Origin of the sequence: Reichenbachiella agariperforans (genome assembly GCF_900142205.1) — a bacterium.
Lineage (GTDB): Bacteria > Bacteroidota > Bacteroidia > Cytophagales > Cyclobacteriaceae > Reichenbachiella > Reichenbachiella agariperforans.
On the sequence record NZ_FRAA01000001.1, the window covers coordinates 1,573,702 to 1,595,310 of the forward strand.

The following is a 21,609-nucleotide window of genomic DNA, read 5'->3' on the forward strand; positions in this document are numbered from 1 at the left end:
AGCGAATTTGAATCCATTCGCTTCATATATGAATCTACAGACTTTAATAAATCGTCATCGCCTACCTTAGCCTGACTTAAAATCAAAAACCATGAAAATATACCCATTTATCCTACTAATCGCCGCAGGGATGCAATTCTCATGCGGAGATCAATTGATCGATCCTGTACTCAACCAAACCATCAATAGTCCGTCACTAGAAGAGTACACTAGCGAAACAGAACTCAATGAAATTTCACAAGAGTTCATGTACATGACCAGCTTTCTGATCACACGCAGTATCATCGACGATGAACCTGCCAGAGACTATTTCAAAGAAGTCATGATAACCTCTGAATCTGATCACTTTGATCTGACAGACCTCATCTCCGTGAGTACAAACAATATGAACCCTTTTCAGGAAGAGCTCTATGAGCAATTCAAAACGTACAATTATGAAGTCATCTATGACACCACATATATAGAGAAAGAGGAAGTGATCTCGATTCGAGTGGTTCCACCTGTCGCCAATCCAGATCCAGCAGAGGATGTATTCCCTCACCTCGCCACTGCACAACTCAAATGTTCATTCCTAACTTTTCTGACAGAGGCAGGTGGCAATAACTGCCTAGAACTGTACTTTCCTAATATTGAAGTTTTAGGACCTGCAATTAGCCTAGAAGATCACTCAGACAGAATCCGCAGCACATGGCACCCGATGAACAACGAAGAGTCTAATGACGGTATGGAGCTCAACGAAGACGGAGGAGAATATCTATTTGTCGACAATAGTGTATATGAAGATCACGTATTCCTCATGGTACTCCGACCAGAAAACAACTCAAACTGTAACTATGGCAACATAGACTTCACTAATTACCTATCTAATTAACCAATTCTCGCATAATGCTGATAGATCTGAAACCAGCATTTCGCCGTACATTTTAGACCTAAAGTGTACGGCGAAAAAGCAATTGAAAATGGTTTAGGTTTATCAGTCTAGTTAGTGACTGACTATAGCCCCCTGAAGCATCCGTTGTTTCGGGGGGCTTGCTTTTAGGATCCCTTATTCATTCTGGTAGAGACAATGCCCGTTTTAATAGATTCTTACTATCATTAAGTTTCTATTCGCATTCAGATGAAAAACCTAACGATACTACTACTGACATGTGTCTCACTTGCACCGCAGCTTGTATTCGCACAACCCAAATCACTCTCTCCCACACAACAACAGGATTCCATTACCATCAAATCTCTGCAAGGTGAAGCATGGCAATTGAAATACTCAGATCCGAGAAAAAGCATGCTGTATCTCGACTCTGCCGCGATACTGGCCCAAAATGTATCCCCTAAAATCACAGCTGATGTGATCTACTACAAAGCCATGATCAACTATCTGATCAATGACTACCCCTTAGCCATAGATCAAAGCCAACAAGCATTAGCCAAATATGAGTCCGTCGAAAACCACTATGGACAAGCAAGCATCTACAACCTGCTCGGACTCATCAACCAACGCATCGGCAACTACGACGATGCGGTTCATGCATTTCATCGATCCCTCTCAGAAGCTGAATTCGGTGACAATCTGTATGCCCAGTCCAACCCCATTCACAACATTGCTCTGGTCTACCTCGATATGCACGAATACAAGACCAGCATGGAATATGCCCAAAAGGCATTTGCTATCCGCTACCAAATCGGAGACAGTACGTTGATCGGTCAGTCGCTGCAAACCATAGGAGGACTGAGCTACCACCTACAGCACTATGACCAATCTATCGCGGAACTGAATCAATCGATCGCCATATTTGAAAAGCATCAGGATTGGAGTTCGCTATCGATTTCCTATTCTAATCTAGGGATGACCTATCAAGCGCTAAAGAACTACGAAAGGGCTAAAGACTACTTTCACGAATCAGCGAAGCTTAGTAAACAGGTCGAGGATGATGAGGGACTGACGAGTGCTTTGGTCAATCTCTCCAGTGTATCTGTAGATCTAGGAGACTACCGCACCGCAGCGGCATATGCTCGTGAAGCCATCGAGATCACCGAGAGATTTCAGCTACGGCCGACGATGAAAGATGCTCTTGAGCTTTTAGCAATAGCCCAAGAGAACCTAAACAATCCAAGTGCTGCGCTACAAACCATGAAACAAATCATGGCGCTATCAGACAGCCTCCTCAACTCCGAAAAGTCGAACCAAATTGCAGCACTGGAGACCAAGTTTAAAGTGAAAGAAAAGGAACAAGAGATCGCACTACAAAAGGCAGAACTTGAAATCAAAAATGCTCAGCTCAAAACCAACCGCTATTTACTGATCATACTGACCGGAGGAACCCTCCTCATCCTATTCATTGTCTGGCAACAAAAAAAGAAGTCCAAACTAAAAGAACAAGCGAGGCTGTCTGAAACGGAAAACAAAGCCAAAAAAGATCAAATCACCGCAGCACTCAATAGCCAAGAGCAAGAAAGAAGTCGCTTTGCCAAAGACCTGCATGACAACATGGGGCAACTCATATCGGTCATGAACTTGTCTATAGATCGATTACAAAAAGCTCCCAATATTGAATACTCCGAGCGCACCAAAACCTATGAACTGTGCAACGATATTCTTGGAGACATGTACAAGGAGCTTAAAAATATTTGCTTCGACCTCATGCCTCAGTCTCTCACAGCACATGGTTTGGTCAATGCACTACAGGAGTTCGCTCTGCGTGTCAACTCCATTGGTGATTTGCAAATAGAAGTCCTAATACACGGTGGAGAGAACTTTCCCGCTCATGAAAAATCGGTCGCACTCTACCGCATTGCACAAGAGTGGATCAACAACATCATCAAATACTCGGATGCAAAAAACATCACCCTACAGATCATCCAAGATGAAGAAGAAGTCCTCCTCATGATAGAAGATAACGGAATGGGGTTTGACCAAAAATTACTCATTAGTGGAAAAGGTTATGGGTGGAAAAACATCCAATCTAGGGTAGCCTTCATCATCGGGTCTCTAGACTTAGACACGCAGTCTGGGCGTAGGGGCAATACCTTTACTGTAGCCATACCTCGGTGGTATTTCATCTCTACAGAAGATTTGTCCGAATCACCCTATGCTATCAACTCATAGCTGATATGAAACGGAGCAGCACTAAGCCCATGCTTTCCTTAGAAAATCAATCCAATTTTGGCTCAGGATGCCATTAATATCCGTCTCCGTATACCCTCTAGACTGCAAAATGCTAGGCATTTTTTGCAGATCGGCTATGGTGTCAAGATCCTTTGGCCCTTGCTCTGTACCGAAGGCACCGTCCAGATCAGTCCCTATAGCTACATGCTGAGCACTCCCTGCCAACTGACAGATATGATCGATGTGATCCACCATCGTTTCCAAACTAACATTCATTTCCACAGGGGTGGAGACTCCACGTTTCCAGTCAGGCACCATCATCCAAGCATCCAATGCTGCGCCGATGACAGCTCCACGGCTGATGAGTTCCTTGAGTTGCTCATCCGAGAACTGGCGATTGTGAGGAACGAGCGAACGGCAGTTGTTATGACTCGCCCATACATGGCCACTAAAGTTATCCATGACCTCCCAAAAGCTGTCATCACAAAGATGTGTCGCATCCAATATCATCCCTAGACGATCGATTTCTTTGATCAAAGCACGGCCTTTCTCTCCTAATCCTCCCGTAGCATCTGTACCTTGTGCATAGGTACCTGGGCCATAATGCGCTGGTCCAATAGCACGGAGACCCTGAGCATAGGCGCGCTCCAAGTGGTCTATGGTGCAAATAGAATCTGCTCCTTCTAAACTTAGAATATAACCAATGGGAGTTCTATCATCAGGCGCTTCCCACAGGTTCAGATGAGCCTCTAGCCCTGCCAAGTCTTTGATTTGTACCATCTCGCCTGATTCTTCCATAGCTTTGTACCATGCCAGTTGTCCCTGAGTTTGTGACCAGGCTTGTTCTGACGAGTTCCACCCTGGCAGGGTACTTTTTGGTTTGACATAGCGAGCGATCTGAGTAGCCACACAGAGTCCCACATTTCCTTTTCTCATCTCTGGAAAAGAAACAGTTCCTCGCCCACGGTCGGGCTTATCGGTCATTCCATGCTCGCTTTTTCTGATCTCCTCTACCGTCCATCGAAGATCACGATTCCACTCCATGGCGTTCATCGATAGGTCTAGATGTGCATCAAATATTAAAGATTGCTTCTTCATCTGAGATTGTTTTTTTGTTTGAGCCAGTTACTTATCTGTATTTCTAATGTGAGGAATCAAATAGCTATAACGTATTCCATCTCGACCGAGCAGTCACAGCCCACTGTCCGATGACGCTATTGTTCTCTACTATATAAACCTGATCATGTAATGCCACCGTAGGGCAGATATGCGTTGGGATCGCATAGACAGCTTGCCCTATAGTCATACTACATTCTGGATCTGTCAATACCAAATGCTCTTCGCTGTGCATGAGTGTCTCATGAGGAGTTTGCCCTAATAAGTAAATACGTGGGTGCACCATTTCAGAGGCAACTGCTTTGTGTCCCAAATCCAAACAGCACCGATCGACAAGCGGTCGACTCACTACCCTAGACAACAAAACCGCAGCAGGTAAAAAATCTAAATCAGGAAAGGCCTTGTCATAGCCCCCATCCCACAGCAAAGGTGTCCCAGGGCTAAGTATGCGATCTGTATGAACAGCATGAATAGGAAAAGTGGGAGTACCACCAGCAACGATGTTCGGAACCAAATACCCCGACCGCTCTAGTGCTTGTTTCATCTGCAAGACAGGTTCAAAATCTCGATGACATGCATCCGTCCGTAATCCCAGCTCGGTCTCGTGGATGTGCCCATCATACACATGAAACCCCATCGGCTCTACAAATGAATGATCATACATCAATTGATACAGTGCCTCTGCGCCAGGACCAGGCACAATACCCGTTCGGTTCATTCCATTGTTGATATCTAAATAAAGTCTGATTGGACTCTGGCGAAGAGCAGCCTCTTCGGCAAGCCCTTTGAAGCTAGTCTCATTGTCAACAATGGTAGAGAGACTTGCCTCTGGGTATTGATCCACTAAGTCAAAATAACGGCTGACATTAGGTCCTGTCAGCGAGTAAGCTAGTAAGACATCCGGAGTACCTGCCCCTAGACACATCTCTAGTTCTGACAAAGTCGCGCACTTGAATTGGGTAATCTCCATATCGAGCTGAAGTTTCACTACTTCAGCCATTTTGTGGGTTTTGACATGAGGTCTCAGTCGGTGCGTACCTCCAGCGATCTGAATCATCTTCGCTATATTGGCTTTGATCCGATCGAGATACACTACCAGTGCAGGGGAGCTACACGCCTCTTCATTGGTGATCTGATACCACTGCATATTTTCGTTCATTCTAATTCAAAAATCGCCTCTACCTCTACGGGGATATTACCGGGCAAAATCATACCCACTGCACTTCGCGCACCCAGCCCATTGGCACGACCAAATACCTCTGCCATGAGTTCGCTAAAGCCGTTCATCACATAAGGTTGGTCAAAGAAATCCGGTTCGCTGTTGACCATCCCCAATACCTTGATCGTACGCTTGATGCGATAGGCAGGGTCGAGATGTTCGATCAAGGTAGCCAACATCGTGAGTCCTACTTGCCGTGCCGCTTCTTTGGCTGCATCTTTATCCAGCGCACTCCCTACTTTTCCTTTGATCAACGTCCCGTCTGTCAGACAAGGGCCGTGACCCGACACATAGAGCATTTTGTCTACGATCACTAGTGGGACATATACACCACCAGGTGGTGGAGCGGGAGGCAAAACCAAGCCCATCTCTTCTATTCTTTGTTTTAAATCCATCTATATAAAATTCTGTAAAATCAAGACACTAACCAACCCCGTCACAGAAACAATCGTCTCCATTACAGTCCAGGTTGAGAGGGTTTCTTTCATCGTGAGGTTAAAATATTCTTTGAACATCCAAAAGCCACTGTCATTGACATGCGAAAACATTAAGCTGCCAGACCCGATGGCGAGCACCATCAGCTCTCCCGAGACCGTAGTAGTACTCAGTATAGGTAGAATGATCCCAGCAGTGGTCAGTCCTGCCACTGTAGCCGAACCTACGCTCACCCGAATCGCCGCAGCGATACACCACGCCAGTAGTAATGGAGACAAAGAGGAGCCTTTGAGAATTTCACCGATATACTCGCTCACACCACTATCGGTCAATGTCTGCTTCAATGCACCTGCTCCCCCGATGATCAACAGGATCATCGTGATACCAGAGACCGCTTGAACGAGGGATTTCATTACATCATCCATTGATTTCCCTCTCTGTATCCCTAGCGTATAGATTGCTACTAGGACAGACAGCAACATCGCTAACAGTGGATTGCCCCAGTAGGAGGAGATCAATCGAAGCGTATTGCCTTCAGGTAACAAAAGCTGAAGTACAGCTGATGAGCCAATCAAAACCAAAGGAAAAAGTGCCGTCACAATACTGATCCATAGACTTGGTAGTTCTTCTTCTGGAATAGGTGTCAGGTCAAAAATATCTTTGGGAGGTGTAGGGTTGATACGCTTCAAGGTACGAGAGAACAAAGGGCCAGCCAAGATGATGGCTGGGATAGCTGCGACCACTCCATAGATCAATGTCAGCCCCAAATCAGCATCAAACATAACCGCAATAGCAGAAGGTGCAGGGTGCGGTGGCAGGTAGCCATGGGTCACAGAGAGTGAGGCCAACATCGGCAGCCCTACATACAATAATGGCAAACGAGTGGTCTGCGCTACAGCAAATACCAACGGTACCAAAATCACAAAACCAACAGAATAAAACATCGGAATCCCGACGATAAACCCTGTCAGTACAAGCGCCCATTGGATATTTTTGACACCAAACAAGTCAACCAAAGAAGTCGTAATACGCTGTGCTGCACCACTATCAGCTACCAGTTTGCCCAGCATGGCTCCAAATCCCAAAATGATAATTAAAAACCCGAGCGTATTTCCTATCCCAGCCTGAATGGAAGAGGCGACTTGATCGAGTGGCATACCTTGCCCTAACCCTACGACGAGGGAGACAATCACAAAGGATATAAAAGCATTGAGACGAAAAACAATAATCAACAGGAGCAATACAGCGATCCCTATCAAGGCAACAACTAACGGCATGAGATATAAGTTTATATGATGAAAAAACTCAATTTAATCCGAACGATAAAAAAAAATCGCTGAACAGCCGTTTTGGGGAGACGATTAGCAGGGGCTTTCTTCCCGAATTGCGTAGCTATTTATTTCATCAAACTGCTTTCTGAATCGATAATGAACTAAATAAGATTATTGGAATAAGCGTATTTGATCAGCCCTACCAAAGAACTTGTTCGGGTCTTTCGGAAGATATTTTTGCGATGGGTCTCGACTGTTCGTTCACTGATGAATAAGGCTTCTGCTATCATCTTGTTGGTGTACTCCTGCGCTACCAACCGTAGAATCTCACGTTCTCGGTCTGTCAGGCTTTTGGGCTCCCTATCTTCGTGGAGCGAAAGCAATATCATACGATTGATATCGTCGCTCATATATTTCTTACCTGCTCTGACTTCCGAAAGCGCATGAACCAACTCATGATGTGAGTCGCGTTTGAGCACATAGGCATCTACTCCTTCTTTTAAGATTTCCTTGACCAGATGTGCTTCATCGTACATACTTAGCATAATCACTTTAAGGTTGGGCTTATGCTTTTTGACACGTCGGATCAGTGCCAAGCCGTCTCCGTCGGGCAATTGAAAATCTGTAACCAGCAAATCCACATCCGTCACGCGGAGATCAACAATCGCTGCTACCATCTCCGTGGCTCTACCTACCACCTCATAACCATCAAGTTCACCTATCAATTTGGACACACCATCCAACATCATAAGGTGGTCGTCTACTAAATAAACACGAATCGAAGGATTAGAAAATCCTAAGTAAGAAGATATACCCATGAAGTAAAAATACTTTTACCTTCCACTGAACGCCATCCCCTGCTAGCTGTAGTTTATGATCCGTGCCAGCCCTGATGATCTAGCAGTACCGCTTATTCTCCAGGGAATGGAATGTAGCTATCATCATTCGCTACTTTAGGAAATACCATACTCTTCCAATCCGCCTTCGCTTGATGCAATCTTTCTTTACTATGAGATACAAAATTCCATAATAGGTAGCGTTCTTCTGGCAAGGGCTCTCCACCAAACAACAAAAGTTGAGTGTCTTTTTCTAGACTTATCTCGCATGCCTCGTTGGTCTTGCTGATCAGCATTTGGCCTGCCTCCACTTTTTCATCTTGGTCTGTGATTGATCCTTTTACAATCACAAACGCTACTTCACCGACCAGTTGATCTCGTAGGTCTAGCTTAGTAGCCTCCTCTGCATATATGTCCACCATAAATAACGGCGAATAGCCTTGCAGGGGAGCGGATTTCCCAAAAGCGTTGCCTGCAGCTAATTTAAAAGTAAGTCCTCCAGATTTCCACTTTGGTAGTTCTGTACTAGGGTAGAAATCGAAACGTGGTTCCATTTCCTCCTTATCCTTAGGTAAGGCGACCCAAATCTGATAACCGTGCATTGTTATTATACCTGTACCTCTTTCACTCTGAGGTGTCCGTTCGGTATGCGTCACGCCACGTCCAGCTGTCATGAATCCCACATCCCCTGGGCCAATTATCTGCTTACTACCTACGCTATCACTATGCTCTATCGATCCTTCGAAAAGATAGGTCAATGTACTCAGCCCAATATGCGGATGCTGGTCTACATCTATATAAATACCATTGCCCATTTGGGCGGGTCCCATGTGATCTATAAAAGTAAATGGGCCTACTTGTCTTTTTTTACGAAAGGGCAGCAATCGCCCAACCATGAATTTCCCCAAATCGGCCTGACGCTCATCGACTAAAAGCTTATTGTTTGCCATGTTATAGATGTTCTAGTTGTTTTCAAAAAACTTAACTCCACGATTTAACTATTGATCTGACTTAGCATATACCTGCACGGATCTACATGGAGTGTACAGACTCAGCTGCGGCCTCCCTTCCACTTCTACAGTAGTATGAAACACACTGGCATCACACCTCGCATGTCCACCAAACGCAGTGTCATCACTATCCAGTACGATCTGAAAAGTCCCTGTCTGATTGATAAAAAATTGATAGTCAGCCACAGAACTAGACGTGCTAAAATTGAAAACGAAGATCAAATTATTGCGTTCAAAAACGATGACCTGATTGGTTCCATCCATATTGAGCTGCTGTGCAGGCTGAGCGGACAATACTTGATACCTTTTGAGCAAATGAATCATAGCTCCATCAAAATCATTGAGCTGTTGATATTTCAATTGTTCATTATCGACCAGAGACCACTGTCTACGAGCATATTTATAACTCCAGCCATTACCTTCACGAGGAAAATCTATCCACTCGGGATGGCCAAATTCATTCCCTATAAAGGTCAAATACCCTTCGCCACCTAATGCTCCTGTAAAAAGCCTAAGCATCTTGTGCAGTGCCATCCCACGATCTATCACGGGATTCGCATCTCCCTTGGACATGTGCCAGTACATCTCCTTATCCATCAGCCAAAAAGCTAAAGTCTTGTCTCCTACCAAAGCCTGGTCATGCGACTCGGCATAGGCGATTGTTTTTTCTTTGTAGCGGCGATTGTTGAGCACATCCCACATCTCGTATATATCCCACTCCTCGTCTGCTTTGTGTTTCAGGGTTTTGATCCAATAGTCAGGAATACCCATTCCCAGTCTGTAGTCAAAACCTATTCCACCATCTTCTACAGATCGACACATACCTGGCATGCCACTCATGTCCTCAGCGATATTGATCGCGCCTGGTTTCAGCTCATGGGTTAGCGTATTGGCGAGTTGCAAAAAACAGATAGCGTCCCAATCCACCATATCCTTGAAGTACTTGTCATAGTGATCAAAAGCCACTCCCTCTCCATGGTGATGATAAAGCATAGACGTCACTCCGTCGAATCGAAAACCATCAAAATGAAACTCTTCGATCCAATACCGTACACTGGATAGTAAAAACTGTAATACTTCGGTGCGAGAATAGTCAAAGAGCTTGGAGTCCCACCCCGTATGGTAACCTCTACCTCCCTTATGGAAATACTGGTTATCCGACCCGTCGAAATCATTGAGTCCCTCAGCAATGTTCTTCACTGCATGTGAATAGACAGCATCCATGATAACTGCTATTCCTAGACCGTGTGCTTTATCTATCAGGTATTTTAGATCTTCTGGAGTCCCAAAACGTGACGTAGGAGCAAAGAAATTGGACACGTGATACCCAAATGACCCATAATATGGATGCTCTTGGATCGCCATCATTTGCAGACAGTTGTACCCGAGCTTGGCGACACGTGGGAGCACTTCATCGGCAAACTCGACGTAAGTTCCTACGCCTTCTTTCTCTTGCGCCATTCCGATATGACATTCGTAGATGACAGGGTTAGTAATAGCCTTTGGGCTAAATTTCTTGTCGGACCATTTAAATTTTTTCTTGGGAGCCCATATCTGCCCTTTGAAATCATAGGTTTTCTCATCTTGCACTGCCCGCTTGATATATGCAGGCAGTCTGTCTCGGTCTTGAAAACCATTTTGCACCTTGACCTTGAGCAGGGATTCATGCATCAGTGGGTGTTCGGAATGATCCGCTACAAACACCCCCCAAGTACCATGTTCATCTTGCGTCAATGGGTGGAGTTCAGCATCCCAGTCGTTGAAATCACCGATCAGCGCAAGCCCATCTGCAGCTGGTGCCCACTCGCGATACCACCAGCCTTTGGCCTTCTTGTCATAATTGAACCCATAGTAGCTATCGCCCGATGCAAAAGACTCTAGTGAACCATGGCCTTTCTCTATCTTCTCTAGACGATTGCGATAAAAGTCATATCTTTGTATAATATCTGCTTCGTAGGGCTTGAGCCACCCATCGTCTGCTACTAAACCAATTTCTTTTTTCATAGAAGATGTACGCTAGTCTTTATTTTCTCATAGATAGCAAATGATATATCACCACTGCTTTATCCATACAAGATATGATTGATCCCTCGTGAATCGAAACATCTGATCCAATATCTTTTACACAATGCTACTACCGTAACCAGTCCAGTGCAAACCCTGCATTTTAACGACACTTTTATGCTCTGACGAGGAAGTATTGTTGTAAAATGAAAGCACTACTAGCTGTAGTTTAGTATCAAGTATTTTCACCTTTTTAGTTGAAAAGGATGCTCAGGTATTTATCAGAGATAACCTTTTAACCATGTGGAGTCATAAAAGAATAGTCGTACGTGGTATATACGATGAATCACATTTTATTCACGAATTAAGCGCATTTTTCCGAGGGCAAGGCGTACACTCGGTTCATTATTGTTTTCTTTGCACTCTTCAATACAATCTAATATGGCGAAGAAAAATAATTTCAAGAATCGAATCGGCGTTGTTTATTCTACCGAGGATAGCTTTGATTATACTGAAAACGAAGAACTAGAGGAAGAGACATTGGCCAAGCAAGATCAACAATTGAGAGTCCTGTTGGACAAAAAGAACAGGGGGGGAAAGCAAGTGACCTTAGTTACAGGATTCGTGGGGATGACTGGAGATCTCAAAGAACTGGGCAAACTGGTCAAGTCAAAATGTGGGGTAGGAGGCAATGTGAAAGATCGAGAGATCATCATCCAAGGCGATCTCCGAGACAAGGTGGTTCAAATCTTGGAGAAAGAAGGATATAAAGCAAGGAAAATTTAGAATTGAAATTAGGTGCAAAAACCCGTGACTTTTTACGTTATGACTATGGTTTTTCTAAAAAGAAACCTATATTTGCACTCCGATTTTTTTCAGGATCGATAAAAGACGAGAAATCATGTCAAGAGTTTGTCAAATAACTGGTAAGAGGCCAAGAACAGGAAACAACGTTTCCCATGCGAATAACAGAACGAAGAGAAAGTTCCTTCCAAATCTTTTCAAGAAGAGATTTTATATCCCTGAAGAGGATAAGTGGGTAACTTTGAAAGTATCTTCTACTGCATTGAAGACCATCAATAAGCACGGAATATCTGCTGTATTGAAAAAGGCCCAAGATAAAGGTAACATCGTACTATAATATTAGATTAAGATGGCTAAGAAAGGTAATAGAGTACAAGTAATATTAGAATGCACGGAGCACAAACAAAGTGGTCAGCCGGGTACTTCTAGGTACATCACTACGAAAAACAGGAAGAACACTCCTGATAGAATGGAGTTGAAAAAATTCAACGCTGTTTTGAAGAAATATACTGTTCACAAGGAAATTAAATAACGATGGCTAAGAAGGTAGTTGCAACGCTGAAGAAAAAGGACGGAGTAAAATTCGCCAAAGTGATCAAAGCTGTAAAGACTAAGACTGGTGCTTATTCTTTCCGTGAAGAGATCGTGACAGAAGATAGAGTAAAAGAAGTACTCTCTTCTAAATAAACGATTCTAAAATATTAGAATGGAAGTCTCCTGTTGATTCAGGAGACTTTTTTTGTTTTCGGATTTTTGATGAAAAATCATGTATTTGCTTCAAATGTGAGTTTGATGTATCTCGTCATGACCTTTGTTTGCAATATTCCGTTTATTTTTGATCAGACCCGATTAATATATCCATCATGAGTTTATTCAAAATATTTTCTAAGGACAAAAAGGAAAGCCTAGACAAGGGCTTGGAGAAATCAAAGGAAAGTTTCTTTAACAAACTTGGAAAAGCTGTCGCAGGGCGATCAAGCGTCGATGATGACGTATTAGATGAACTAGAAGAGGTGCTCATCACCTCAGATGTAGGTGTGGATACTACAGTCAAAATCATCGAACGTATCGAAGCACGTGTAGCCAAAGATAAATATCTGAATACGGATCAGCTCAATGTGATTTTGAGGGAGGAGATCGCAGGGTTACTTGAAGAAAATAATACTACGGATGGCACAGACTTTTCGCTACCTACGGACAAGAAGCCTTATGTACTTCTAGTGGTAGGGGTCAATGGTGTGGGAAAAACTACGACGATAGGAAAGCTCTCGGCTCAATTTAAGAAAGCGGGTAAAAGTGTGATCCTAGGTGCTGCGGATACTTTTCGTGCAGCAGCTGTCGATCAGTTGATCCTGTGGGGTGATCGAGTTGGCGTGCCAGTCGTGTCTCATGGGATGAATACAGACCCATCTGCAGTAGCATTCGACGCAGTGAAGCGTGCTGTGGATGAGCAGGTGGATATCGTGATCATCGATACAGCGGGTAGGCTACATACCAAAGTCAATCTGATGAATGAGCTGACAAAGATTAAAAAGGTGATTCAGAAGTTCGTACCAGAAGCACCACATGAAATCATGCTTGTATTAGATGGGAGTACAGGCCAAAATGCTTTTATACAGGCTCAGGAGTTTACTAAAGCTACTGATGTGAGCGCGCTAGCGATCACAAAACTCGATGGCACTGCCAAAGGTGGAGTAGTTATCGGAATCTCAGATCAATTCAAAATCCCTGTTAAATACATAGGAGTAGGTGAAGGAATCGATGACCTCCAGGTCTTCAACAAAGTTGAATTCGTCGATTCGTTTTTCAAGAAGATTTAAGCTTTACCTTGAGTGGTTTCTTAGGATGATATAAAATTAAGGACTGTTCTGACAGTATGTTTTGTATTGAAAAAGGTGATTTCTCTATTTATGCTTGTCTATTTCACTTACGTCAAGTGATAACTTATAGAGCACAAAATATACTTAACTTCTCCATGCCTCAATACAAAGATCAATTAGATCGAACTGTAACCCTTCCTGAATTGCCTCAGCGGATTATCAGCCTAGTACCTTCGCTGACGGAGTTGCTATATGATCTCGGGGTGGGAGATCGGGTGGTGGGAATTACGAAATTTTGTATACACCCTGAATCGTGGAGGAAGACCAAAACGCGAATAGGAGGTACAAAACAGCTCAAGCATGATGTAATTGCGTCACTAGCCCCTGATCTCATCTTAGCCAATAAGGAAGAAAATACGAGAGAAGATGTGGAAACCTTGATACCACACTACCCTGTCTGGGTGAGTGATATCAATGATCTGTCGGAGGCGCTTGAGATGATTCGAACTGTTGGCGAAGCTACAGGGAGTCTGTCACGTGCAGTATCGTTGGCAGATGAGATTCAAACCTCTTTCCAGTCTCTCCCTCAGACCAAGTTACAGCGTGTACTCTACCTCATCTGGCAAAATCCATGGATGACTGTTGGCCGTGATACTTTTATAGATGATATGTTGCAGCGCTGTGGATACGAGAATGTCGTGACCGCTAATCGCTACCCTATCTTGACGGACGAGGAGATCGTTGCGTTGAGACCTGAAGTAGTGATGCTCTCTTCTGAGCCTTTTCCTTTTGGCGACCAGCATGCTGAGCGTATTCAAACCTTGTTGCCAGATAGCCAAGTGCTACTCGTGGACGGTGAGATGTTTAGCTGGTATGGGAGTCGTCTGCGTCTGAGTGTAGCTTATTTTAGCCGTTTGATCAATAGGATTACTCGACCGTCATAGGTCTGAATTTGCAACAAAAACAGACAAGTAGCCAACTCATTTTATGATCGGCAACAGCATATGCAATATTCTGCACCATTCTTTCGCTACAGATAATGGTAAACACCCAAGCTATGTCACCATATAAAACAAAATCTAGTCGATTGGATAGTAGTCATAAACTCCTCTACTAACACGTTAGTCTTCAATCTCCGAATGGCACTCCCTCCCATCCTCATAGGTCACAGGGTAGTTTTGGCTATTTAGAACCCGAAACATTATCTTCACCAATAAACATCAAAGGAAACTTTGACACATAGTACAAACCTATAGAAAAAAAGTAGCTAGCCTTTAAAAATGAAACAACTCATCAAAGACATTTTAGAATTTGTAAAAACCACAGTGATCGGTGGTTTCTTGTTGATCGTTCCCTTTGGTGTCCTGATCTTCTTATTCGAAAAAGCACTAGTCATCTTCCGCACATTGGTCTCCCCTATCTCGGACTTCATCCCTATAGAACACATCGGAGGCATCACGCTCAACCGCATACTGGCTTTCTTTCTGCTCCTATTGCTTTGCTTCTTGGCAGGACTGCTAGCCAAATCTCGACGCATCAACAAACGAAAAAACTGGCTAGAACAAAAACTCCAGTCCGTCATACCGGGCTATTCATTGATCAAAGGCATGACCGAAACCCTCGCAGGGCTAGAATCTGACAAACGAAACGAAGTAGTACTCGTCGACATGGAAGAGGCTTGGCAGATTGGTTTTTTGATGGATCGAATCGATGATGACCTTAGCGCCGTGTTTTTACCCGGAGCACCTAGCCCACTATCTGGAGAAGTGATGCTCGTTAAAAACGAACGACTCAAAAAAATCAATATCTCAGAAGCCAACGCCATGAAAATATCCAAAAAACTGGGACAAGGCTCTCACAAAATCCTACAAGGAAAGGTCCATGCAGGCATGTTTGACAAAACCAATGACTAAAGCCATATCAGGGCTACAGGAGTATCCTCTGATTTGCTTATATTGATCCTATGAACAACACGCCCCGACTCTCATTCACAGATCGCCAGCGAAAGTTTAGCAGGCAGTTTACGAGTTCTTGGAAACTCAGGCTATTCCTCATCGCCAAACTCCCCATGGGCTGGCTCAGCGGCATGAAAGTCATCGAAATCAACGAAGACCAAGCGGTGACCACAGTCAAGCACCGCTGGCTCAACCAAAACCCATTTGGATCTATGTATTTTGCAGTACAAGGAATGGCAGCAGAACTGTCGACAGGTGTACTCGCACTGACCGCTACACAAGGTGTAAAGCCTAAAATACTAACTATCATTGTGGAGAATAAGGCGGAGTTCCTAAAACAGGCCAAAGAAAGAATCTACTTCACCTGTGCCGATGCACAAAAAATGCTCGCAGGAGTAGAACAAGCCAAAAAAAGCACAGAATCCGTGACGGTATCTGCTCGTGTAGAGGGGAAAACAAAAAGTGGAACACTGGTATCAGTGTTCCACTTTTCTTGGAATTTCAAAAGGCTAGATTAAGTTCAGCCAAACTTTGCCTGATAATCCTCGATACTTTGATTGACGATTTGCATCGCTACTTCCTTGTTTTGGAACTCTTCCACTTGTACCGATTTATTTTCCAGTTTTTTATAATCTTCGAAGAAGCTTCTTAGCTCTTTCACAAAGTGTGGGGGCAACTCTGAAATATCACTGTAGTGATTGACACTCATGTCATTAGACGCTACTGCGATGATCTTGTCATCAGCCTCTCCTTCGTCGAGCATTCTCATCACACCGATCACATTGGCCTGTACGATACACATCGGCACCACTTCGATCTGAGACATGATCAAGATATCTAGTGGATCACCATCGTCACAGTATGTACGTGGGATGAACCCATAATTGGCCGGATAGTTGATCGAAGAGTACAATACTCTATCTAACATCAACAGACCACTCTCCTTATCTAATTCGTATTTTGCTCTAGTATTCGTTGGTATTTCTACGATACCTGTTACCACTTCTGGTGCTCCTTGTCCTATTCGGACATCATGCCAGGGGTTTGCCATAAAATTTAGTTTTATTGATTGCGGCGCAAAGTTAGTACTTAGATTCAAAAGCCACACATATCCTACTAGAAATGACAGACAGGTTGCGACTTTTAGACTGTTACAGATCCTTGAGCAGCTTATTATTTTTGGATTTACGTTGTTCTTCTTTGAGTTTCTTCATGTACTCCTCGACCACTCCTACTTCGCTGATCTTCTGATCGTAGAGCCCTTCGACTCCTACATTCTCCAGTCGATTGATGACATAGTCGATATCGATCTTATTGATATCTCTAGAAGGCAAGTACACATGATGAGACTCCTCGTCATGTAGGCTTTTGGTTAGCATCCCAGCGTTGACCAGTCGGTTGACGGCATTGGAGATAAAGCGGTGTGGAATTTCTAATTTCTTACATAATAGCATTTTGGTATAGGGTGGTTCACCCGACTCAAATGCCTTAACAATGGCCATCATGACGGTAATGGCTATTTTTCTTTTTTCCGAATAGCTAAACTGTATCTTTCTTTCCTCTGGAATAAACTCCTTCTCATTTTGTATCGCATAAGATAACTCTCCTCCTATAAAGACAATCGTCCAACTAAGCTGCGTAAAAAAGAAAAAGACGGGCAATACGGCCAAACCTCCGTACACTGCACCATAACCACCCATCAAGAAAGAGAAATTGATAAAACCCCACTGCGCTAACTGGAACAGTGTCCCTGCAATCATACCTGCTATGACCCCACTCTTGAAGGTTACCTTGACATTGGGCATGATGATATAGATCAGTGTAAACAATAGCCATATCAACACAAATGGAGACAACTGCACAAAGAATGCTGCAACTGGCGTGAGCAGATCCTCCAACTCACTGATTCGACTAAAAGACCTAATTTTATTCTCTATAAAAATGGTAACGCCACCAGAAAGAATCACCAGTATCGGAGCAAAAATCAGTAGAGCCAGATAGTCCGTAAACTTCCGAATCAAATTTCTAGATCGCTGCTTGCCCCATATATCATTAAACACCTCCTCTAGGTTATGCAGCAGTCTCATGACCGTAAAGAACAAAACGATGACGGAAACGCCGACGATCACGCCTCCTTTGGTATTGTTGAGCATCTCCTGTGCAAAACCTAATATGGCCTCCTTGACCACATCCTGCCCGAGGAACAAACGATCCAACTCCTCCTCGATCACGCCCTCCAGCCCAAAGCCTTTGGACACACCGAGTACAATCGCCATCAAGGGAACGATAGACAACAGACTGAGATAAGTCGTGGCAGACGCCTTAATCGCAATGTTGTCCTTTTTGATTTCGGCTATCACGATCATGATGATGCGTAGTACCTTATTTCTAAACGCGACGAATCCTACCTCATCAGTAGACTTCCAGATGTCCGTATTCATAAAGTCCCGCGATCGTTGCAGTTGAACTTTAAGCCTTTTCATGATTAGTTGTTGTATTGGAACTTACCCATTTTAGAGACATTCTTCTCATATAAATAAGTCATGATCCCATCCTTTAGTCCCACATTGGGTACGATGATTTCGGTGGCCCCTGCCTGCTGCATGGCATTGATATAAATGCTCGACGCAGGAATAATCACATCCGCTCTATCGGCATTCAACTTCAATTTATTCATTCGCTCCTCATAGTCCATATTTAGGAGTTTGGTTCGCATGGCGATGAGTTGATCGAGCTGTACGACTCCCCCCTTGACGCCATTGATCAGTTCGGAGAGCTTTTTAATGTTACCTCCTGTACCTAGCGCGACGATATCTTCATGATCTGGCAAGTGATCTTTGACCCACTTGTTCATCTTGTCCCACATATCCTTCTTCTCAGCAGTCTTGAGTGATCGAACAGACCCGAGGTTAAATGATTTTGCAGCAACTTTTTCCTTTTTCTGGTAAAGGATCAGTTCGGTACTACCTCCACCCACATCGATATGCACGTTATTTTTGTCGGTGAGGTGAAACGCGATGACCTTGTTGATCATGTCCGCTTCCATGGCACCAGAGATAATTTTAATCTCCAAACCACAGGCATCCTTCACACGCTGGATGAGTTCCTTGCCATTTTTTGCCTCCCGCATCGCAGAAGTCGCACAGGCAAAACACTCATCAACGTTATATAAATCTACGATAGCTTTATATGCGGTCATCAACTTCACAAAACGCTCCATCGTCTCCTCACTGAGCGTATGATGTCCCTCGAACACATCCGCTCCCAACCTGAGTGGGAAACGCATAAAATGTAAACGCTTGAATGTGGTCTCGTCACCATACCGAATCACATTGGTCACCTGAAAACGCACACCATTGGATCCGATATCTATTGCTGCAAATTTCATATACTGAAGTTTTACTCTGCCTCCGAACTAGCAGTTTGTTCCATTAAGAAAGCTTTAATATAGTCATTTAAATCCCCATCTAGCACGTTTTGCACGTCTGTTCTTTCTACGCCCGTTCGTGCATCTTTGATCAGTTTGTAGGGATGTAGAACGTAGTTTCGGATCTGACTACCAAAATCGATCTTCATCTTGGTACTTTCTATCTCGTCTCTCTTGGCGTTTCGCTTCTCAACCTCTTTTTGATAAAGCTGTGACTTGAGCATACGCATTGCGTGCTCCTTGTTGGCCAGTTGCGAACGTTCGATTTGACAGACGATCACGATTCCTGACGGCTTATGCGTCAGCTGTACTTTCGTCTCGACTTTGTTGACATTCTGACCACCAGCCCCACCTGATCGTGAGGTATGAAACTCTATATCTCCTGGGTTGATTTCTATCTCGATAGAGTCATCAACGATAGGATACACATACACCGATACGAAAGAAGTATGACGTCTCCCCCCCGAATCAAAAGGTGAGATTCGCACCAGACGATGTACGCCAATTTCAGATTTCAAATAGCCATAGCCAAACTGCCCATCAAACTCGATGGTCGCCGATTTAAGCCCAGCCGTTTCACCGGCTTGGTAGTTGAGTTGTCGGACTTTGAACCCATTTTTCTCTCCCCACATGATATACATCCTATGGATAATCTCTGCCCAATCTTGACTCTCAGTTCCGCCAGCACCTGGGTTAATCTCCATCACTGCCCCGAGTTGATCTTCCTCTCCACTCAGCATACGCTTAAATTCGAGATCCTCTAATGCAGTGATTGCCTTTTTGTACGCCGCGTCTACTTCGGACATCTCTACCTCATCGGCTTCATAAAACTCATAAAGCGTCTCTACATCTTCTTTCAGTGTATTGACGCTTTCATATCCATCTGTCCAGACTTTTTTAGCTTTGATTTGTTTGAGGATCCCTTCGGCTTCTTTGGGATCATTCCAAAAATCCGCCTGCATAGTAATCGTCTCTTCTTCCTCTACTTCTTTTACTTTGACATCATAGTCAAAGATAGCCCCGAAGTGCTGTCACTCGGGCCGTTAATTCCTTCAATTGATCTCCAGTCATTCTCTGTGTTTTTCTAAAATGAGACTCCAAATTTATACAGTGTCCCCGACATAGCACAACTTAACTGGAATTCAATACGGATTAGTTCAGACATAAAAGATAAGAACAAGTATGGAGTATTGCTTTTCTAAGCTGTCAGTTGCCTCCTCTCAAAATAGCACTGTAACAAAATTCAAACACGCCGTTTTTAAAATGGCTAAAAGAGGTAGACCTCAGCACCTAGTCCATCATAAAAGACTAGGCACTTAAGGTTTACTTCTATTCATCACCTATTTATTTCATCAATGTTATCTTCCCTTTTTGCGTGTTTTTATCAGGGCAAGAGATCGTATAGTAGTAGACGCCCTGTGGCAAGGACTTACCATGATCCGTTCCATCCCAGTCGTTGTTGTAACCAGAGGATTCAAATAGCACCACCCCCCTACTGTTATAGATCGTTACATAACAACCGTCTAGTAGCCAATTGCCTTTGATCTCCCAAAAATCATTCTTCCCATCTGAGTTCGGACTCATGAAATTATTGACTTCTATTTGTTCATTCACCGTGATGGTGATCTCATCGCTAGCCGAGCACCCTGTGTCACTGGTCGCCAATAGCGTGTAAGTAGTCGTTCGCGTAGGTTGAGCGACAGTGGTCAAATCAAAAGGATCATCCAAGCCTTCGGAAGGTGACCATTCGAATAGCGTCGCTTCAGCTGCACTAGAGACTAGGCGGTGAAAGAAACCAGCATTAATCGTAACATCAGCTCCTGCATCTACCTTGACAACAGGATGCCTTGTGACAGTGAAAGCACAAGTAGAAGTGTTTCCACTCGCATCGGTAACGATATACTCATTGGTCGTCACTCCTACAGGAAAAACCTCCCCACTCGCTATACCAGCCGTTTGAGTAACCGATAACACTTGACAATTATCAGTAGCAGTAGGCTCCTCGAAAGTTATAATCTCCTCACAACTTTCCACATCCGAAGGACATGTGATCGTAGGTTTGGTGTTATCAGCTGGGATCACACTAAACGTGCAAGTCTCTGTGTTGCCTGCGCCATCTGTAGCCGTCAGTGTGACCACCTGGTTCGCAGTAATCACTGTACCTACTGCTGGGGATTGTGTGATCGTAGCAGTTCCGCAATTGTCAGTGGCAGTTGCCATAGTCGTGTAATCGAGCAGCGTATACTCACAGTTCGTGTCGAAACTCACGTTTTGATCCGAAGGACATGTGATCGTAGGTTTCGTGTTGTCGGCTGGGAGCACGTTGAAGGTACAAGTCTCTGTGTTGCCTGCGCCATCTGTGGCGGTCAGTGTAATGACTTGGCTCGCAGTGATCACTGTCCCAACGGCTGGGGATTGTGTGATCGTAGCAGTTCCGCAATTGTCAGCGGCGGTTGCCATAGTCGTGTAATCCAACAATGTGTACTCACAGCTCGTATCGAAACTCACATTCTGATCCGAAGGACATGCGATCGTAGGTTTCGTGTTGTCAGCTGGAATGACACTGAAAGTACAAGTTTCTGTATTGCCTGCGCCATCTGTGGCGGTCA

General features: G+C 44.1%; 22 protein-coding genes. 10 read left to right on the forward strand and 12 right to left on the reverse strand.

Going from position 1 to position 21,609, the window contains the following annotated elements; translation table 11 throughout:
- Positions 1-91: 91 nt before the first annotated feature.
- Both BUB99_RS06170 and BUB99_RS06175 read left to right on the forward strand, forming a co-directional pair.
- A complete protein-coding gene (locus BUB99_RS06170; protein WP_073120431.1) occupies positions 92-871 on the forward strand; it encodes a hypothetical protein in 780 nt (259 codons plus the stop codon).
- Between the two features lie 246 nt (positions 872-1,117).
- Positions 1,118-3,103, forward strand: coding sequence for a tetratricopeptide repeat-containing sensor histidine kinase (locus BUB99_RS06175; RefSeq protein ID WP_073120433.1), 1,986 nt, complete (start codon positions 1,118-1,120; stop codon positions 3,101-3,103).
- A gap of 21 nt (positions 3,104-3,124) precedes the next feature.
- On the opposite strand, the gene BUB99_RS06180 is transcribed toward BUB99_RS06175, so the two are convergent.
- From BUB99_RS06180 to BUB99_RS06210, 7 genes are all read right to left on the reverse strand, one after another.
- Positions 3,125-4,201 carry a dipeptidase gene (locus tag BUB99_RS06180; RefSeq protein WP_073120434.1) on the reverse strand — a complete coding sequence of 359 codons (1,077 nt, stop codon included), beginning with the start codon at positions 4,199-4,201 and terminating at the stop codon, positions 3,125-3,127.
- 64 nt (positions 4,202-4,265) lie between these two features.
- Positions 4,266-5,378, reverse strand: a complete 1,113-nt coding sequence (locus tag BUB99_RS06185; protein ID WP_084190382.1) for a D-TA family PLP-dependent enzyme — start codon at positions 5,376-5,378, stop codon at positions 4,266-4,268.
- Positions 5,375-5,833 carry a RidA family protein gene (locus BUB99_RS06190; protein WP_073120437.1) on the reverse strand — a complete coding sequence of 153 codons (459 nt, stop codon included), beginning with the start codon at positions 5,831-5,833 and terminating at the stop codon, positions 5,375-5,377. Before BUB99_RS06190 ends, BUB99_RS06185 begins: the two co-directional genes overlap by 4 nt.
- Positions 5,834-7,150, reverse strand: a complete 1,317-nt coding sequence (locus BUB99_RS06195) for a gluconate:H+ symporter (protein WP_073120438.1) — start codon at positions 7,148-7,150, stop codon at positions 5,834-5,836.
- 155 nt (positions 7,151-7,305) lie between these two features.
- Positions 7,306-7,962: a response regulator gene (locus BUB99_RS06200; RefSeq protein WP_073120440.1), complete on the reverse strand. Its 657-nt coding sequence runs from the start codon at positions 7,960-7,962 to the stop codon at positions 7,306-7,308.
- Between the two features lie 92 nt (positions 7,963-8,054).
- A complete protein-coding gene (locus tag BUB99_RS06205) occupies positions 8,055-8,930 on the reverse strand; it encodes a pirin family protein (RefSeq protein WP_073120442.1) in 876 nt (291 codons plus the stop codon).
- Positions 8,931-8,978: 48 nt separating this feature from the next.
- Positions 8,979-10,994 (reverse strand): alpha amylase C-terminal domain-containing protein, encoded by a 2,016-nt coding sequence (locus tag BUB99_RS06210; RefSeq protein ID WP_073120443.1) that lies wholly within the window; start codon positions 10,992-10,994, stop codon positions 8,979-8,981.
- 441 nt (positions 10,995-11,435) lie between these two features.
- Here BUB99_RS06210 and BUB99_RS06215 point away from each other — a divergent pair, with 441 nt between their 5' ends.
- The 8 genes from BUB99_RS06215 (at position 11,436) to BUB99_RS06250 (ending at position 16,091) form a co-directional block, all read left to right on the forward strand.
- Positions 11,436-11,780 carry a translation initiation factor gene (locus BUB99_RS06215; protein ID WP_073120445.1) on the forward strand — a complete coding sequence of 115 codons (345 nt, stop codon included), beginning with the start codon at positions 11,436-11,438 and terminating at the stop codon, positions 11,778-11,780.
- 115 nt (positions 11,781-11,895) lie between these two features.
- Positions 11,896-12,135 (forward strand): 50S ribosomal protein L28, encoded by a 240-nt coding sequence (rpmB, locus tag BUB99_RS06220; RefSeq protein WP_073120447.1) that lies wholly within the window; start codon positions 11,896-11,898, stop codon positions 12,133-12,135.
- Between the two features lie 12 nt (positions 12,136-12,147).
- Positions 12,148-12,330, forward strand: a complete 183-nt coding sequence (gene rpmG / locus BUB99_RS06225) for a 50S ribosomal protein L33 (protein ID WP_073120449.1) — start codon at positions 12,148-12,150, stop codon at positions 12,328-12,330.
- A gap of 2 nt (positions 12,331-12,332) precedes the next feature.
- Positions 12,333-12,485: a DUF4295 family protein gene (locus tag BUB99_RS06230; protein WP_073120451.1), complete on the forward strand. Its 153-nt coding sequence runs from the start codon at positions 12,333-12,335 to the stop codon at positions 12,483-12,485.
- Positions 12,486-12,661: 176 nt separating this feature from the next.
- Positions 12,662-13,618, forward strand: coding sequence for a signal recognition particle-docking protein FtsY (gene ftsY / locus BUB99_RS06235; protein ID WP_073120453.1), 957 nt, complete (start codon positions 12,662-12,664; stop codon positions 13,616-13,618).
- 155 nt (positions 13,619-13,773) lie between these two features.
- Entirely contained in the window at positions 13,774-14,562 is a 789-nt protein-coding gene (locus BUB99_RS06240; RefSeq protein ID WP_073120455.1) for a helical backbone metal receptor, read from the forward strand.
- A 336-nt stretch (positions 14,563-14,898) separates the two neighbouring features.
- A complete protein-coding gene (locus BUB99_RS06245; RefSeq protein ID WP_073120457.1) occupies positions 14,899-15,531 on the forward strand; it encodes a DUF502 domain-containing protein in 633 nt (210 codons plus the stop codon).
- Between the two features lie 50 nt (positions 15,532-15,581).
- Positions 15,582-16,091 (forward strand): PaaI family thioesterase, encoded by a 510-nt coding sequence (locus BUB99_RS06250; RefSeq protein WP_073120459.1) that lies wholly within the window; start codon positions 15,582-15,584, stop codon positions 16,089-16,091.
- 2 nt (positions 16,092-16,093) lie between these two features.
- Here BUB99_RS06250 and BUB99_RS06255 read toward each other — a convergent pair whose 3' ends face one another.
- The 5 genes from BUB99_RS06255 to BUB99_RS06275 form a co-directional block, all read right to left on the reverse strand.
- Positions 16,094-16,624: an inorganic diphosphatase gene (locus tag BUB99_RS06255; protein WP_073120461.1), complete on the reverse strand. Its 531-nt coding sequence runs from the start codon at positions 16,622-16,624 to the stop codon at positions 16,094-16,096.
- Between the two features lie 100 nt (positions 16,625-16,724).
- Positions 16,725-18,056 carry a YihY/virulence factor BrkB family protein gene (locus BUB99_RS06260; RefSeq protein WP_084190383.1) on the reverse strand — a complete coding sequence of 444 codons (1,332 nt, stop codon included), beginning with the start codon at positions 18,054-18,056 and terminating at the stop codon, positions 16,725-16,727.
- A gap of 2 nt (positions 18,057-18,058) precedes the next feature.
- Positions 18,059-18,961 carry a Ppx/GppA phosphatase family protein gene (locus tag BUB99_RS06265; RefSeq protein ID WP_073120464.1) on the reverse strand — a complete coding sequence of 301 codons (903 nt, stop codon included), beginning with the start codon at positions 18,959-18,961 and terminating at the stop codon, positions 18,059-18,061.
- A gap of 11 nt (positions 18,962-18,972) precedes the next feature.
- A protein-coding gene (gene prfB, locus BUB99_RS06270; RefSeq protein WP_139280910.1) for a peptide chain release factor 2 occupies positions 18,973-20,071 on the reverse strand; the annotation gives its coding sequence in 2 pieces (ribosomal slippage) (positions 18,973-20,010 and positions 20,012-20,071; 1,098 coding nt in all).
- A 273-nt stretch (positions 20,072-20,344) separates the two neighbouring features.
- The coding region (locus BUB99_RS06275) for an HYR domain-containing protein (RefSeq protein WP_139280911.1) at positions 20,345-21,609 on the reverse strand (1,265 nt) is incomplete at its 5' end.